The sequence below is a fragment of the Thioalkalivibrio sp. HL-Eb18 genome, assembly GCF_000364985.1.
Lineage (GTDB): Bacteria > Pseudomonadota > Gammaproteobacteria > Ectothiorhodospirales > Ectothiorhodospiraceae > Thioalkalivibrio.
In genome coordinates this window covers 1-16353 of sequence record NZ_KB822984.1, presented here as the reverse complement: position 1 = coordinate 16353, position 16353 = coordinate 1, and the positions used below count along the sequence as shown (strand labels likewise).

Annotated in this window: 13 protein-coding genes and 1 tRNA gene; all 14 read left to right on the top strand. The window is 63.0% G+C overall.

Annotated features, from left to right (window positions below; genetic code table 11):
• Nucleotides 1–459 (top strand): EF-Tu/IF-2/RF-3 family GTPase (locus tag F813_RS0113175; protein WP_017926382.1); only part of this gene is annotated, 459 nt, incomplete at its 5' end.
• Between the two features lie 86 nt (nucleotides 460–545).
• Nucleotides 546–621, top strand: a tRNA-Trp gene (locus tag F813_RS0113170).
• A gap of 39 nt (nucleotides 622–660) precedes the next feature.
• Nucleotides 661–1026, top strand: coding sequence for a preprotein translocase subunit SecE (secE, locus tag F813_RS0113165; protein WP_012983545.1), 366 nt, complete (start codon nucleotides 661–663; stop codon nucleotides 1024–1026).
• Between the two features lie 16 nt (nucleotides 1027–1042).
• A complete protein-coding gene (nusG, locus tag F813_RS0113160) occupies nucleotides 1043–1576 on the top strand; it encodes a transcription termination/antitermination protein NusG (RefSeq protein WP_012983544.1) in 534 nt (177 codons plus the stop codon).
• Between the two features lie 63 nt (nucleotides 1577–1639).
• Entirely contained in the window at nucleotides 1640–2071 is a 432-nt protein-coding gene (gene rplK / locus F813_RS0113155; protein ID WP_012983543.1) for a 50S ribosomal protein L11, read from the top strand.
• A 2-nt stretch (nucleotides 2072–2073) separates the two neighbouring features.
• Nucleotides 2074–2769: a 50S ribosomal protein L1 gene (gene rplA / locus F813_RS0113150; RefSeq protein WP_012983542.1), complete on the top strand. Its 696-nt coding sequence runs from the start codon at nucleotides 2074–2076 to the stop codon at nucleotides 2767–2769.
• A gap of 215 nt (nucleotides 2770–2984) precedes the next feature.
• Nucleotides 2985–3506 (top strand): 50S ribosomal protein L10, encoded by a 522-nt coding sequence (gene rplJ, locus F813_RS0113145; RefSeq protein ID WP_026148294.1) that lies wholly within the window; start codon nucleotides 2985–2987, stop codon nucleotides 3504–3506.
• A gap of 66 nt (nucleotides 3507–3572) precedes the next feature.
• Nucleotides 3573–3953, top strand: coding sequence for a 50S ribosomal protein L7/L12 (rplL, locus tag F813_RS0113140; RefSeq protein ID WP_012983540.1), 381 nt, complete (start codon nucleotides 3573–3575; stop codon nucleotides 3951–3953).
• Between the two features lie 130 nt (nucleotides 3954–4083).
• Nucleotides 4084–8163, top strand: coding sequence for a DNA-directed RNA polymerase subunit beta (gene rpoB / locus F813_RS0113135; protein ID WP_012983539.1), 4080 nt, complete (start codon nucleotides 4084–4086; stop codon nucleotides 8161–8163).
• 73 nt (nucleotides 8164–8236) lie between these two features.
• On the top strand, nucleotides 8237–12457 hold the full coding sequence (gene rpoC / locus F813_RS0113130; protein WP_012983538.1) for a DNA-directed RNA polymerase subunit beta': 4221 nt from the start codon (nucleotides 8237–8239) through the stop codon (nucleotides 12455–12457).
• A gap of 109 nt (nucleotides 12458–12566) precedes the next feature.
• On the top strand, nucleotides 12567–12944 hold the full coding sequence (rpsL, locus tag F813_RS0113125; protein ID WP_012983537.1) for a 30S ribosomal protein S12: 378 nt from the start codon (nucleotides 12567–12569) through the stop codon (nucleotides 12942–12944).
• Nucleotides 12945–12970: 26 nt separating this feature from the next.
• Nucleotides 12971–13438 (top strand): 30S ribosomal protein S7, encoded by a 468-nt coding sequence (gene rpsG, locus F813_RS0113120; protein WP_012983536.1) that lies wholly within the window; start codon nucleotides 12971–12973, stop codon nucleotides 13436–13438.
• Between the two features lie 22 nt (nucleotides 13439–13460).
• Nucleotides 13461–15557 (top strand): elongation factor G, encoded by a 2097-nt coding sequence (gene fusA / locus F813_RS0113115; RefSeq protein WP_017926908.1) that lies wholly within the window; start codon nucleotides 13461–13463, stop codon nucleotides 15555–15557.
• Nucleotides 15558–15602: 45 nt separating this feature from the next.
• A partial coding sequence (locus F813_RS0113110) for an elongation factor Tu (protein ID WP_017925268.1) occupies nucleotides 15603–16353 on the top strand: 751 nt, incomplete at its 3' end.

The following is a 16353-nucleotide window of genomic DNA, read 5'->3' as shown; positions in this document are numbered from 1 at the left end:
ATCGAGATTGTCGGTATCCGCGACACCCAGAAGACCACCGTCACGGGTGTCGAGATGTTCCGCAAGCTGCTGGACCAGGGCGAAGCGGGCGACAACGTGGGCATTCTGCTGCGTGGTACCAAGCGCGACGAAGTGCAGCGTGGTCAGGTGCTGTGCAAGCCGGGTTCGATTACGCCGCACACGCATTTCGAGGCTGAGGTGTACATTCTGGGCAAGGACGAGGGTGGTCGTCATACCCCGTTTTTCAATGGTTATCGCCCGCAGTTCTACTTCCGCACGACCGATGTGACGGGTTCGGTGGAGCTGCCGGAAGGCACCGAGATGGTGATGCCGGGTGACAACGTGAAGATGACCGTGTCGCTGATCAGCCCGATCGCGATGGAAGATGGTCTGCGCTTTGCGATTCGCGAAGGCGGCCGTACCGTCGGCGCCGGCGTCGTATCCAAGATCATCGAGTGATACAGTAGATAAGTTGAACGATCGACCGCGAGAGGCGGCGCCTGGTGCGTCGTCTCTCGCGTTTGTTTCTTGTCGATTCGATTTTTAGGCCAGTAGCTCAATTGGCAGAGCAGCGGTCTCCAAAACCGCAGGTTGGGGGTTCGAGTCCCTCCTGGCCTGCCATCTTCACCGATGGCGGCGAGTACCGGGTGATACGTATTCATGAGTGAACAATCGGAACAGACCGGCGGGCTGGATACTTTCAAGCTCGCGGTAGCCGTGGCGCTGCTGATTGCTGGCGTTATGGGCTTCTATTGGTTCTCGGACGAGTCCACTCTGATTCGTGTGCTCGGGCTGCTGGCCGTGGTCGGCGTGGCCGTGGCGATTGGCATGACCACGGCGAAGGGGCATCAGCTGGCGGCCTTTATGGGCAATGCACGCACCGAGGTGCGCAAGATGGTCTGGCCGACCCGGGTCGAGACCACCCAGACCACGCTGATCGTCATCGCCGTCGTGATCATTATCGGGATCTTCCTCTGGCTCCTGGACATGTTCCTGGGTTGGTCCATCAGTCGCTTCATCGGTTAGTCACAGGATTCTCTCCATGGCATTACGCTGGTACGTCGTACAGGCATTCTCGGGCTTCGAGGCCCAGGTGAAGCGGTCGCTGGAGGAGCGCATCGAGCGTTTCGGCATGCAGGACCATTTCGGTCAGATCCTGGTGCCCACCGAAGAGGTCGTCGAGATGAAGGACGGCCAAAAGCGCAAGAGCGAGCGCAAGTTCTTCCCGGGGTATGTCCTGGTGCAGATGGATCTGAACGACGAGGCCTGGCACCTGGTCAAGGCCGTTCCGCGGGTGCTCGGTTTCATCGGTGGCACCGCCGACCGGCCGGCCCCGATCAGCGACAAGGAAGCCGATGCCATCCTGCAGCGCATGCAGGAAGGTGCCGAGAAGCCGCGTCCGAAGGTCCTGTTCGAGGTTGGCGAGATGGTTCGCGTCACCGACGGCCCGTTCAACGACTTCAATGGCGTCGTCGAGGAAGTGAACTACGAGAAGAGCCGCCTCCTGGTGGCCGTGCAGATTTTTGGTCGCTCGACACCCGTGGAACTCGAGTTCCACCAAGTCGAGAAAACCTGACGTACTAACGTCAACCACTGCTAATCGGGGAGCCGCGAGGCGCTTGCACCCGAGGGAGTCATCATGGCGAAGAAAATCGAAGCATATATCAAGCTTCAGGTGCCTGCCGGAAAGGCCAACCCGAGTCCGCCCGTCGGGCCGGCACTGGGTCAGCGCGGCGTGAACATCATGGAGTTCTGCAAGGCGTTTAACGCCCAGACCCAGGAGATCGAGCCCGGTCTGCCGATTCCGGTGGTGATCACCGTCTATTCGGATCGCAGCTTTACCTTCATCACCAAGACGCCGCCGGCGTCGATCCTGTTGAAGAAGGCCGCGGGCCTGCAGAAGGGTTCCGGCGAGCCGAACACCAACAAGGTCGGCACCGTGACCCGGGCGCAGCTCGAGGAAATCGCGAAGACCAAGGAGCCGGATCTGACCGCCGCCGATCTGGACGCAGCGGTTCGCACTATTGCCGGCAGTGCCCGCAGCATGGGCCTCGAAGTGGAGGGTCTGTAGACATGGCGAAAATGACCAAGCGAATGAAGGCCATCCGCGAAAAGGTCGAGCCGGGCCGTCTGTATCCGGTGACCGAGGCCTTTGACCTGCTGCGTGAGCTGCCCAAGGCGAAGTTCCGCGAGTCGGTCGACGTGGCCGTGAATCTCGGCGTGGACCCGCGCAAGTCCGATCAGGTCGTGCGGGGCTCCACGGTGCTGCCGCACGGCAATGGCAAAAGCGTGCGCGTGGCCGTGTTCACCCAGGGCGCCAATGCCGACGCCGCGAAGGAAGCCGGTGCCGATGTGGTGGGCATGGACGACCTCGCCGAACAGGTGAAGGCCGGCCAGATGGATTTCGACGTGGTGATCGCCTCCCCGGACGCGATGCGAGTCGTCGGTCAGCTCGGGCAGATCCTGGGCCCGCGTGGCCTGATGCCGAACCCGAAGGTCGGCACCGTGACGCCGGACGTCGCGACCGCGGTGACCAACGCCAAGAGCGGCCAGGTCCGCTACCGCACCGACAAGGGCGGGATCGTGCACTGCACCATTGGCGCGGCGGACTTCGATTCCAGCTCGCTGGCCGAGAACCTGAACGCCCTGCTGGCGGATCTGGTCAAGATGAAGCCGGCGACGTCCAAGGGGCAGTACGTCAAGGGGGTCACGATCTCCACGACGATGGGCCCGGGGGTGAAGGTCGACCAGGCGTCATTGTCACTGTAAGAAGTTTTTTTGGTTTTTGGTCGGCTGTCGCGCAAGCGGCACGCCATCCAAGACCGCAGGCGCCGCCCCGTTCGCGGGGTGGCTTAATCCACCAGCCTGCGCAGATGGTGTCACCCGATTCAGGAAGTACCTGCGACGGGAGCACCGAAGTACCGGGTTCGCCCGGTTTCACGATCGCCTTCGGGTGGTCTTACTAGAGGAGAGTCAACGTGGCTTTGAATCTCGACGACAAGAAGGCGATTGTCTCGGAGCTGGCTACGGTTGCTGCCTCGGCGCATTCCGCGGTCGCCGCGGAATACCGGGGTCTCTCGGTCGCGCAGATGACCGACCTTCGTCGGCAGGCCCGCAATTCCGGGGTCTATCTGCGGGTGGTGAAGAACAACCTCGCCAAGCGTGCCATCGAGGGTACGGATTTCGCGTGCATGCAGCCCGAGCTGCAGGGCCCGCTGATCCTGGCCTTCAGTGAAGAGGAGCCTGGCTCCGCCGCGCGACTGGTGAAGTCCTTCGCCAAGGAAAACGAACAGCTGAAGGTCCGGCTGGTGTCGTTTGGTGGGCAGCTGATGGGTGCGAACGATCTCGATCGCCTCGCCAGCCTGCCGACACGCGATGAAGCACTCGCAACGCTTCTCGCCACCATGAAGGCGCCGCTCGACAAGTTCGCCCGTACGGTGAACGAAGTCCCGGGCAAGCTCGTGCGTACCGTTGCAGCAATTCGTGACCAGAAACAGGCAGCCTGAATCTCATCAAGCCGTTTCTGAGCAAGTACTGAATGAATACGGGTGTGCCCCGTTAGGAGAGTAAAAATGGCCGTTTCGAAAGAAGACATCCTGGAAGCCATCGGCAATATGACGGTCCTGGAAATCGTGGACCTGATCAGTGAGATGGAAGAGAAGTTCGGCGTTTCCGCCGCTGCCGCCGTCGCGGCTGCCCCGGCTGCCGCTGGTGGTGGTGAAGCCGCCGCTGCCGAAGCCAAGGACGAGTTCGACGTCGTCATGTCCAGCTTTGGCGAAAACAAGGTTGGCGTGATCAAGGTCGTCCGAGGCCTGACCGGTCTGGGCCTGAAGGAGGCCAAGGAGATGGTCGAAGGCGTGCCGGCAACCGTCAAGGAAGGCGCGGCGAAGGACGAAGCCGAAAAGATGAAGGCGGAGCTGGAAGAGGCTGGCGCCACTGTCGAACTGAAGTAAAAGGCGCTTGCGCCTGTTGTTTTCGTGTACATCACGAATCCCTGAGGCTGGCGGCCTTTTGGTCGTCAGCCTCAGCCCGTGGTGGCGCGGGTTTTTTCGCGCGTTGTTCAGCTAGCCGCCGAGGTAAGCCATGGCCCTCAGTTATACCGAAAAGAAACGTATCCGCAAGGACTTCGGGAAACGTCCCCAGATCCTGGACGTCCCGTATCTGCTGGAAACCCAATTGACCTCCTATCGGGATTTCCTGCAGGCCGAAAAGGGTCCGGAGGCGCGTCACGCGTTGGGCCTGCACGCGGCGTTTCAGTCGGTGTTCCCGATTGTTAGCTATTCCGGTCATGTCCAGCTCGAGTACGTCAGCTACCGCTTGGGCGAGCCGCTGTTCGATGTGAAGGAATGCCAGATCCGTGGCGTGACTTACGCGGCCCCGCTGCGTGTCCTGCTGCGTCTGGTGATCCACGACAAGGAGGCCCCGGCCGGCTCCACCGTGGTGAAGGAGGTCAAGGAGCAGGAGGTCTACATGGGCGAGATGCCGCTCATGACCGAGAACGGGACCTTCGTGATCAACGGTACCGAGCGAGTGATCGTCTCCCAGTTGCATCGTTCGCCCGGCGTGTTCTTCGACAGCGACCGTGGCAAGACCCAGGGCAGCGCCCAGAAGCTGCTCTACAACGCACGCATTATTCCGTACCGCGGTTCCTGGCTGGACTTCGAGTTCGATGCCAAGGACGGGGTGTACGTGCGTATCGACCGTCGCCGCAAACTGCCGGCGTCGATTCTGCTGCGTGCGCTGGGCATGGATACCGAAGAGATCCTGTCCACCTTTTTTGAATTCAACCAGATCACGCTCGATGAAGACGGCGGTGAACTGGATCTGATCCCCGAGCGCCTGCGCGGCGAGACCGCCGTGGTCGACATCACCGACGGCAAGAACGTGATCGTCGAGGCCGGGCGCCGGATTACCCCGCGGCATATCCGCGAGATCGAAAAGGCCGGCATCAACCGCCTGCGCGTGCCGGACGAGTACCTGCTCGGCCGCGTGCTGGCCAAGGGCGTAGTCGACGAGTCGACCGGCGAGCTGATGGCGGCCGCCAACGATCCGCTGACCCAGGAACTCCTGGACAAGCTGCGCGCCGAGGGCGTGAAGTCGGTGGAGACCATCTACACCAACGACTATGACCATGGCCCGTTCATGTCGGACACCCTGCGTCTGGATCCGACCAAGACGCAGTTGGAGGCCCAGGTCGAGATCTATCGCGTGATGCGCCCCGGCGAGCCGCCGACCAAGGACGCCGCCGAGAACCTGTTCTCCAACCTGTTCTTCTCCGAGGACCGCTACGACCTGTCGGCCGTCGGCCGGATGAAGTTCAACCGCCGTGTCGGACGCGATACCGACGAGGGCCCGGGCGTGCTGTCGCCCGAGGACATCCTCGACGTGCTGAAGGTCCTGATCGACCTGCGTAACGGCAACGGTCGCACCGACGATATCGATCACCTGGGCAACCGCCGCATCCGCAGCGTGGGCGAGATGGCCGAGAACCAGTTCCGTCTGGGGCTGGTGCGCGTCGAGCGTGCGGTCAAGGAGCGCCTGACGGTCGCCGAGAGCGAAGGCCTGATGCCGCAGGAGCTGATCAACGCGAAGCCGGTGGCGGCCGCGGTCAAGGAGTTCTTCGGTTCCAGTCAGCTGTCGCAGTTCATGGACCAGAACAATCCGCTGTCCGAGGTGACTCACAAGCGCCGTATCTCCGCGCTGGGCCCGGGCGGCCTGACCCGCGAACGCGCGGGCTTCGAGGTGCGCGACGTACACCCGACCCACTACGGTCGTGTCTGCCCGATCGAGACGCCGGAAGGTCCGAACATCGGCCTGATCAACTCGCTGGCCGTGTATGCCCGCACCAACCGTTACGGCTTCCTGGAGACCCCGTACCGCAAGGTCGAGGACGGCAAGGTCACCGATGAGATCGTGTATCTGTCCGCGATCGAGGAAAGCCAGTACGTGATCGCCCAGGCGAATGCGGCGATGGACGAGCAAGGGCGTCTGACCGACGACCTGGTCTCCTGCCGCTTCCAGGAGGAGTTCACGATCTCCTCGCCGGACAAGATCCAGTACATGGATATCTCGCCGAAGCAGATCGTGTCCGTGGCGGCCGCGCTGCTGCCGTTCCTGGAGCATGACGATGCCAACCGCGCCCTGATGGGTGCGAACATGCAGCGTCAGGCGGTGCCCTGCCTGCGTGCGGACAAGCCGCTGGTCGGGACCGGTATCGAACGCACCGTGGCGATCGACTCCGGGTCCGCGATTGTCGCCAAGCGCGGCGGTACGGTCGATTCCGTGGACGCCGCCCGCGTGGTGGTGCGCGTGAACGACGACGAGACCGTCGCCGGCGAGCCAGGCGTGGATATCTACAACCTGACCAAGTACTCGCGTTCCAACCAGAACACCAGCATCAACCAGCGTCCGCTGGTCGCGGTGGGCGACGAGATCGCCCGCGGCGACGTGCTGGCCGATGGGTCCTCGACCGATCTCGGCGAGCTGGCCCTGGGGCAGAACATGATGGTCGCGTTCATGCCCTGGAACGGCTACAACTTCGAGGATTCCATCCTGATCTCCGAGCGCGTGGTGCAGGAAGACCGCTACACCACGATCCATATCGAGGAGCTCAACTGTGTCGCGCGTGACACCAAGCTGGGCCAGGAAGAGATCACCGCGGATATCCCGAACGTCTCCGAGTCGCTGCTGGCCAAGCTGGACGAGTCCGGTGTGGTCTATGTCGGTGCCGAGGTGAACCCGGGCGACATCCTGGTGGGCAAGGTCACGCCGAAGGGCGAGACCCAGCTGACCCCGGAAGAGAAGCTCCTGAGGGCCATCTTTGGCGAGAAGGCCTCGGACGTGAAGGACACCTCCCTGCGTGTGCCGTCCGGCATTGAGGGCACGGTGATCGACGTACGCGTGTTCACCCGCGACGGTGTGGAGAAGGACGCGCGCGCCAAGTCGATCGAGGAAGACGACCTCGCCGCGGTCAAGAAGGACCTGAAGGACCAGCTGCGTATCTACGAGGACGACATCTACGCACGAGTGGAAAAGCTGCTGGTCAACAAGGCCGCCGCCGGTGGTCCCGAAGGGCTGGGCGATGGCTCCAAGGTCACCAAGAAGTACCTGCAGGGTCTGTCCCGCGACCAGTGGTTCGAGGTGCGCCTGAAGGACGACGCCGTGAACTCTCAGCTGGAGGACCTCGGTCGCCAGCTGCAGGAGCAGCACGAGCTGTTCGACAAAAAGTTCGAGCACCAGAAGGCGAAGGTTGCCGCGGGCGACGACCTGCCGCCGGGCGTGCAGAAGATGGTCAAGGTCTACGTGGCCGTGAAGCGTCGTCTGCAGCCGGGCGACAAGATGGCCGGCCGCCACGGGAACAAGGGCGTCATCTCGATGATCGTGCCGGAAGAGGACATGCCGTTCCTCGAGGACGGGACCCCGGTGGACGTGGTCCTGAACCCACTGGGCGTTCCCTCGCGCATGAACGTCGGGCAGGTGCTGGAGGTTCACCTCGGGTGGGCCGCGAAGGGCCTGGGCGACAAGATCAACCGCATGCTCGAGGCACAGGCCGAGATCGCGAAGCTGCGCGAGTTCCTGGACAAGATCTACAACCACCGCGACAAGAAGGTCGATCTCGACTCCATGTCGGACGCCGAGATCATTGCGCTTTGCCGCAACCTGCGCGGTGGCGTGCCGATGGCGACGCCGGTGTTCGACGGTGCCGAGGAGGCCGAGATCAAGGAGATGCTGCGTCTGGCCGATTTGCCCGAGACGGGGCAGGCCGAACTGTTCGACGGGCGCACCGGTGACTCCTTCGATCGTCCGGTGACCGTCGGCTACATGCACATGCTGAAGCTGAACCACCTGGTCGACGACAAGATGCATGCGCGCTCGACCGGCCCGTACTCGCTGGTGACCCAGCAGCCGCTGGGCGGCAAGGCGCAGTTTGGTGGCCAGCGCTTCGGCGAGATGGAGGTCTGGGCGCTGGAGGCCTACGGTGCCGCTTACACCCTGCAGGAAATGCTGACGGTGAAGGCGGACGACGTGCAGGGCCGCAACAAGATGTACAAGAACATCGTCGACGGCGAGCACCACATGGAGGCCAACGTCCCCGAGTCGTTCAACGTGCTTATGAAGGAGATCAAGGCGCTCGGCATCAATATCGAGCTGGAGCAGGACTGATCTCCTCCGATCCGAATGTGATCCGAAGGGGTGCAGGGCACCCCTCGACCCAAAGCTTTGTGAGGCATAGCGAATGAAAGACCTCCTCAATCTGTTCAAGCAGCAGACTCAGCCGGAAGAGTTCGATGCAATCCGCATCGGCCTGGCCTCCGCCGACCAGATCCGGTCGTGGTCCTTCGGCGAGGTGAAGAAGCCCGAGACCATCAACTACCGGACCTTCAAGCCGGAGCGCGATGGCCTGTTTTGCGCCAAGATCTTCGGTCCGGTGAAGGACTACGAGTGCCTGTGCGGCAAGTACAAGCGCCTGAAGCACCGGGGTGTGGTCTGCGAGAAGTGCGGCGTCGAGGTGACCCAGACCAAGGTGCGCCGCGAGCGCATGGGGCACATCGATCTGGCCTCGCCGGTCGCGCACATCTGGTACCTGAAGAGCCTCCCGTCGCGCATCGGGCTGCTGCTCGACATGACCCTGAAGGACATCGAGAAGGTGCTCTACTTCGAGTCCTTCATCGTGATCGACCCGGGCTTCACCACGCTGGAGAAGGGCCAGCTCCTGACCGACGAGGAATACCTCGAGGCGATGGAGGAGCACGGCGACGACTTCACCGCGATGATGGGCGCCGAGGCCGTGCTGTCCCTGCTCAAGGAGATGGACCTGCAGGGCGAGGCCGCGAAGCTGCGCCAGGAGCTGTCCGAGACCGGGTCCGAGACCAAGATCAAGCGTCTGGGCAAGCGGCTCAAGCTGATCGAGTCGTTCCTGGAATCCGGCAACAAGCCGGAGTGGATGATCATGTCCGTGCTGCCGGTGCTGCCGCCGGACCTGCGCCCGCTGGTGCCGCTGGACGGTGGCCGCTTCGCGACCTCCGACCTGAATGACCTGTACCGCCGGGTAATCAACCGCAACAATCGTCTGCGTCGCCTGCTGGAGCTCAATGCCCCGGACATCATCGTGCGCAATGAAAAGCGCATGCTGCAGGAGTCCGTGGACGCGCTGCTGGACAACGGCCGCCGCGGCCGTGCGATCACCGGCACCAACAAGCGCCCGCTGAAGTCCCTGGCCGACATGATCAAGGGCAAGCAGGGCCGCTTCCGCCAGAACCTGCTGGGCAAGCGTGTCGACTACTCCGGTCGTTCCGTGATCGTGGTCGGACCGACCCTGCGTCTGCACCAGTGCGGCCTGCCCAAGCGCATGGCGCTGGAACTGTTCAAGCCGTTCATCTTCGGCAAGCTGCAGCGTCGTGGCCTGGCCACTACCATCAAGGCCGCCAAGAAGGCGGTGGAGAAGGAAGGTCCCGAGGTCTGGGACATCCTCGAAGAGGTGATCCGCGAGCATCCGGTGATGCTGAACCGCGCCCCGACCCTGCACCGCCTGGGTATCCAGGCCTTCGAACCGGTGCTGATCGAGGGCAAGGCGATCCAGCTGCACCCGCTGGTCTGCGCCGCGTTCAACGCCGACTTCGACGGTGACCAGATGGCCGTGCACGTGCCGTTGTCGCTGGAGGCCCAGCTGGAGGCGCGCACGCTGATGTTGTCCTCCAACAACGTGTTGTCCCCGGCGAACGGCGAGCCGATCATCGTGCCGTCGCAGGATATCGTGCTGGGGCTTTACTACCTCTCGCGCGAGAAGGTGAACGCCAAGGGTGAGGGCATGACCTTTGCCGATGTGGACGAGGTGCATCGCGCCTACGAACACAAGCAGGTCGATCTTCATGCCCGGATCACCGTGCGCATCGCCGACACGATGGCGGATGTCGCCGAAGGGGAGCCGCTGCCGTCCATGCGGGTGGAGACCACCGTCGGTCGCGCGATCCTGTCGCGCATCATGCCGAAGGGGCTTCCGTTCGAGCTGATCGACCGCGAGCTGAGCAAGAAGACCATCTCCGCGCTGATCAACTCCTGCTACCGTCGTCTGGGCCTGAAGGACACTGTGGTGTTCGCGGACCAGCTGATGTACGCGGGCTTCTACTACTCGACCCGCGCCGGGGTCTCCTTCTGCTCGGATGACATGGTCATCCCGGACGAGAAGCAGCCGATCCTGCAGAACGCCGAGGAACAGGTGAAGGAGATCGAGGACCAGTACGCCTCGGGTCTGGTCACCAAGGGCGAGCGCTACAACAAGGTTGTGGACATCTGGTCGCACTGCAATGACCAGGTCGCGAAGGCGATGATGGAGCGCCTCGGCAAGGAGCAGGTGACCAACGCCGAGGGCGAGACAGTCGAGCAGAGCTCGTTCAACTCGATCTTCATGATGGCCGATTCCGGCGCGCGTGGTTCCGCTGCCCAGATCCGTCAGCTGGCGGGTATGCGTGGCCTGATGGCCAAGCCGGACGGCTCCATCATCGAGACGCCGATCACCGCGAACTTCCGCGAGGGCCTGAACGTCCTGCAGTACTTCATCTCGACCCACGGCGCGCGTAAAGGTCTGGCCGATACCGCGCTGAAGACCGCGAACTCCGGTTATCTGACCCGCCGCCTGGTGGATGTGTCGCAGGACGTGGTGGTCACCCAGCACGACTGCGGGACCCAGCAGGGCCTGATGATGAAACCGATCATCGAGGGCGGGGATGTGGTCGAGCCGCTGCGCGACCGCGTACTGGGCCGTACCACGGCGGTCGACGTGCATCGCCCGGGTACCGACGAGGTCCTGATCCCGGCGGGCACCCTGCTGGACGAGGCAATGGTCGACAAGCTGGACGAGGCCTCGGTCGACGAGGTGCTGGTGCGCTCCGCGATTACCTGTGAGACGCGTCAGGGCATCTGCGCCAAGTGCTACGGTCGCGATCTGGCCCGTGGCCACGAAGTCAACGAGGGCGAAGCGGTGGGTGTGATCGCCGCGCAGTCCATCGGCGAGCCGGGTACCCAGCTGACCATGCGTACCTTCCACATCGGGGGTGCCGCGAGCCGTGCGGTTACCGTCAGCGCGATCCAGGTGAAGAACGCCGGGTCCGTGCGTCTGCACAACCTGAAGACCGTCACCAACAAGGCGGACAACCTGGTTGCGGTATCGCGCTCCGGGGAGCTGGGCGTGATCGACGACCAGGGCCGCGAGCGCGAGCGCTACAAGATTCCCTACGGCGCCACCATCACCGTCAAGGACGGTGATGCGGTCGAGGCGGGTCAGGAGGTCGCGACCTGGGATCCGCATACCCACCCGATCGTCACCGAGGTGGGCGGCTACATCCGTCTGGCGGACTTCGTCGAGAACGTCACCGTGACCAAGGAGACGGACGAGTTTACCGGTCTGTCCCAGAACGTGGTGCTGGATCCGAAGAGCCGTTCGAGCGCCGGCAAGGATCTGCGCCCGACCGTCAAGCTGGTCGACGACGACGGCAACGAGGTGTACATCCCGGGTACCGATATGCCCGCGCAGTACATGCTGCCGGCCAATGCGATCTTCAATCTCGAGGACAATGCCCGCGTCGAGGTCGGTGATGTTATCGCCCGCCTGCCGCAGGAGTCGTCCAAGACCCGCGACATCACCGGTGGTCTGCCGCGTGTGGCGGATTTGTTCGAGGCTCGGCGTCCCAAGGAGCCGGCCGTACTGGCCGAGATCTCCGGCACCGTCTCGTTCGGCAAGGAGACCAAGGGCAAGCAGCGTCTGGTGATTACCCCGGACAAGGGTGATCCGGTCGAGATGCTGATCCCGAAACTGCGCACCGTGAACGTGTTCGAGGGCGAGCGCGTGGAGCGTGGCGAGGTCGTGGTCGACGGCGAGCTGGACCCGCACGACATCGTGCGTCTGCGCGGCGTGACTACTCTGGCCGAATACCAGGTCCAGGAGATCCAGGACGTCTACCGCCTGCAGGGCGTGAAGATCAATGACAAGCACATCGAGGTCATTGTTCGCCAGATGATGCGCAAGGTGAACATCGTCAATCCGGGCGACACCAAGTTCCTCGCGGGGGACCAGGTGGATCGCGTCCGCGTCCTCGAGGAGAACGAGAAGCTCGGCGACGACCAGCAGCCGGCCACCTACGAGCGTGTGCTGCTCGGGATCACCAAGGCCTCGCTGGTGACGGAATCGTTCATCTCTGCGGCCTCCTTCCAGGAGACCACTCGCGTGCTGACCGAGGCGTCCACCCGTGGCGCTCGCGACGATCTGCGCGGCCTGAAGGAGAACGTGATTGTGGGGCGCCTGATCCCGGCTGGTACCGGACTGGCGTACCACAAGGAGCGTCGCCGCAAGCGCGAGCTGGAAATGCCGGAGTTCGAGAGCGTCGAGGAGGCGTCCGCGGTTACCGTCGACACCGAATCCGATGCCCCGGGTTCGGAAACCACCGGGGAAGGCTCGGAATAGCCTTCCCTTCTGTTGACACTTCAGGGGGCGGCGATTAGAATTCCGCTCCCTCGACAGGCCGGTCACGGCGCCGGCCTGTCGTTATTTTTAGGCTAGGAGAAAGGGTTTCATGGCCACGATCAATCAGTTGGTACGCAAGCCCCGCAAGCGCCCCGTCGAGAAGAGCGACGTGCCGGCGCTGCAGGGCTCGCCGCAGAAGCGCGGGGTATGCACCCGTGTCTACACGACCACGCCGAAGAAGCCGAATTCCGCGCTGCGCAAGGTTGCGCGCGTGCGTCTGACCAATGGCTACGAAGTCAGTAGCTACATCGGCGGCGAAGGCCACAACCTGCAGGAGCACTCGGTGGTCCTGATTCGTGGCGGTCGTGTAAAGGATCTTCCCGGTGTGCGTTACCACACGGTGCGTGGCTCCCTGGATACCCAGGGGGTGCAGAACCGCACCCAGGGTCGTTCCAAGTACGGCACCAAGCGCCCGAAGAAATCCTAACCGTGTACAAGAGCGGGAACTGAAACATGTCGAGAAGAGCAGCTGCCCCCAAGCGTCACATCCTTCCTGATCCGAAGTTCGGAAGCGAGCGCCTGGCCAAGTTCATCAATACCGTGATGCGTGACGGCAAGAAGTCGGTCGCAGAACAGGTCGTGTACGGCGCGCTGGACCAGATCGAGTCCAAGCAGGGTGACGGCATGGGTGCACTGGAACGCGCGCTGGACAACATTCGTCCGCGTGTCGAGGTGAAGTCTCGTCGTGTGGGCGGCGCCACCTACCAGGTGCCGGTCGAGGTGCGCTCGGTTCGTCAGGACGCCCTGGCGATGCGCTGGGTCGTGGAAGCGGCCCGCAAGCGTGGCGAGCGCACCATGGCGCTGAAGCTGGCGGGCGAGCTGATGGACGCCGCCGATGCCAAGGGCTCCGCCGTGAAGAAGCGCGAAGACACTCACCGCATGGCGGAAGCGAACAAGGCGTTCGCCCACTTCCGCTGGTAAAACCGATTTAGAGAGGCTCAACGTGGCACGCAAGACCCCACTGAAGCGCTACCGGAACATCGGGATCAGCGCGCACATCGACGCCGGCAAGACGACGACGACCGAGCGCATCCTGTTCTACACCGGTCTGTCGCACAAGATCGGCGAGGTCCATGAAGGCGCCGCCACGATGGACTGGATGGAGCAGGAACAGGAACGCGGGATCACCATCACCTCCGCGGCGACCACCTGCTTCTGGCAGGGTATGGCCAAGCAGTTCGATGAGCATCGCGTCAACATCATCGACACCCCGGGACACGTGGACTTCACCATCGAGGTGGAGCGTTCCATGCGTGTGCTCGACGGTGCGGTGATGGTGTACTGCGCTGTGGGTGGCGTGCAGCCGCAGTCCGAAACGGTCTGGCGCCAGGCGACCAAGTACTCGGTTCCGCGCATGGCGTTCGTCAACAAAATGGACCGCGCCGGTGCCGACTTCCTGCGTGTCTACGAGCAAATGAAGGAGCGCCTGCAGGCGAACCCGGTCCCGATCCAGCTGCCGATCGGTGCCGAGGACAACTTCCGGGGCGTGATCGACCTGGTCAAGATGCAGGCGATCTTCTGGGACGACGAAAACTTCGGGATCTCCTCCGAGTACAAGGATATCCCCGACGAGCTCAAGGCCGAGGCGGAAAAGTGGCGCGAGAACATGCTCGAGGCCGCCGCCGAAGCCAATGAAGAGCTGATGGACAAGTACCTCAACGAGGGCGACCTCAGCGAGGAAGAGATCAAGCAGGCGATCCGCCATCGCACTATCGAGCTCGAGATCGTGCCGATGCTGTGCGGCTCCGCGTTCAAGAACAAGGGCGTGCAGGCCATGCTCGACGCGGTGGTCGAATACCTGCCTTCGCCGGAAGAGGTCAAGGCGATCAAGGGCGTGAAGGCCGGGACCGAAGAGCCGGTCGAGAAGCACGCCTCGGACGACGAGCCGTTCGCGGCCCTGGCGTTCAAGATCATGACCGACCCGTACGTCGGTTCGCTGACCTTCGTCCGTGTGTACTCGGGTGTGCTGAGCGCGGGCGACACCGTGCTCAATACGCAGAACAACCGCCGCGAGCGCATTGGTCGCATCCTGCAGATGCACTCCAACTCCCGCGAGGAGATCAAGGAGCTGCGCGCGGGTGACATCGGTGCGGTCGTCGGCCTGAAGGATCTGTACACCGGTAGTACGCTCTGCGACCCGAACAATCCGGTCGAGCTGGAGCGCATGGAGTTCCCGGAGCCGGTGATCTCGATTGCCGTCGAGCCGAAGACCAAGTCGGACCAGGAAAAAATGGGTATCGCGCTGAACAAGCTGGCGCAGGAAGACCCGTCCTTCCGCGTGCGGACCGACGAAGAGTCGGGCCAGACGATCATCTCGGGCATGGGCGAGCTGCACCTCGAGGTCCTGGTGGACCGCATGAAGCGCGAGTTCAAGGTCGAGGCGAACGTCGGTCAGCCGCAGGTGGCGTACCGCGAGACGATCAAGAAGAGCGTGGAAACCGAAGGCAAGTTTGTGCGCCAGTCGGGTGGTCGCGGCCAGTACGGTCATGTCTGGCTGCGCATCGAACCGCAAGAAGCGGGAGACGGCTACGAGTTCGTCAACGCGATCGTCGGTGGTGTCGTGCCGAAAGACTACATCCCGGCCGTCAACAAGGGCGTCGAGGAGCAGATGGCCAATGGCGTGCTCGCCGGTTATCCGGTGGTGGACGTGAAGGTCACGCTGTTTGATGGCTCCTACCATGACGTCGACTCGAACGAGATGGCGTTCAAGGTGGCGGGATCGATGGCCTTCAAGGAAGGCGCGTTGAAGGCCGGCGCCGTGCTCCTCGAGCCGATGATGAAGGTCGAGGTCGAGACGCCGGAAGAATACATGGGCGACGTGATGGGTGACCTGAATCGCCGTCGTGGCCTGGTCAAGGGCATGGAAGATGTCGCCGGTCAGAAGCTGCTGAAGGCCGAGGTCCCGCTGTCCGAGATGTTTGGCTATTCGACGCAGCTGCGCTCGATGAGCCAGGGCCGTGCTACGTACTCGATGGAGTTCGAAAAGTACTCCGAGGCGCCGGCGCAGGTCGCCGAGGCCGTGGCCGCGAAGGCCTCCTGAACCGAATCGCGTAATCCGAAAGAACTGTAGAAAGAGGTTTGAGCTGTGTCCAAGGAAAAGTTCGAGCGTAAGAAGCCGCATGTGAATGTGGGGACGATTGGTCATGTGGACCATGGCAAGACCACGCTGACGGCGGCGATGACGACGGTGCTGGGCAAGAAGTACGGTAGCGAAGCCCGTGCGTTTGACCAGATCGACAATGCGCCGGAAGAGAAGGCGCGCGGGATTACGATTGCCACGGCGCACGTGGAATACGAATCCGACATTCGTCACTACGCGCATGTGGATTGCCCTGGGCACGCGGACTACGTGAAGAACATGATCACGGGTGCGGCGCAGATGGACGGCGCGATTCTGGTGGTGTCCGCGGCCGATGGTCCGATGCCGCAGACCCGCGAGCACATTCTGCTGGCGCGTCAGGTGGGTGTGCCGTACATCGTGGTGTTCCTGAACAAGGCCGACATGGTCGACGACCCCGAGCTGCTCGAGCTGGTCGAGATGGAAGTGCGCGATCTGCTGTCTTCCTATGATTTCCCGGGCGACGACACGCCGGTGATCACCGGTTCCGCGCTGAAGGCGCTGGAAGGTGACGAGAGCGAAGTGGGCGCGCAGGCGATCTACAAGCTGGTCGAGGCGATGGACAGCTGGATTCCGGAGCCGGAGCGCGCGGTGGACGGCGACTTCCTGATGCCGGTGGAAGACGTGTTCTCGATCTCCGGGCGCGGCACTGTGGTGACGGGTCGTATCGAGCGCGGTGTGGTCAAGGTGGGCGAGGAGATCGAGATTGTCGGTATCC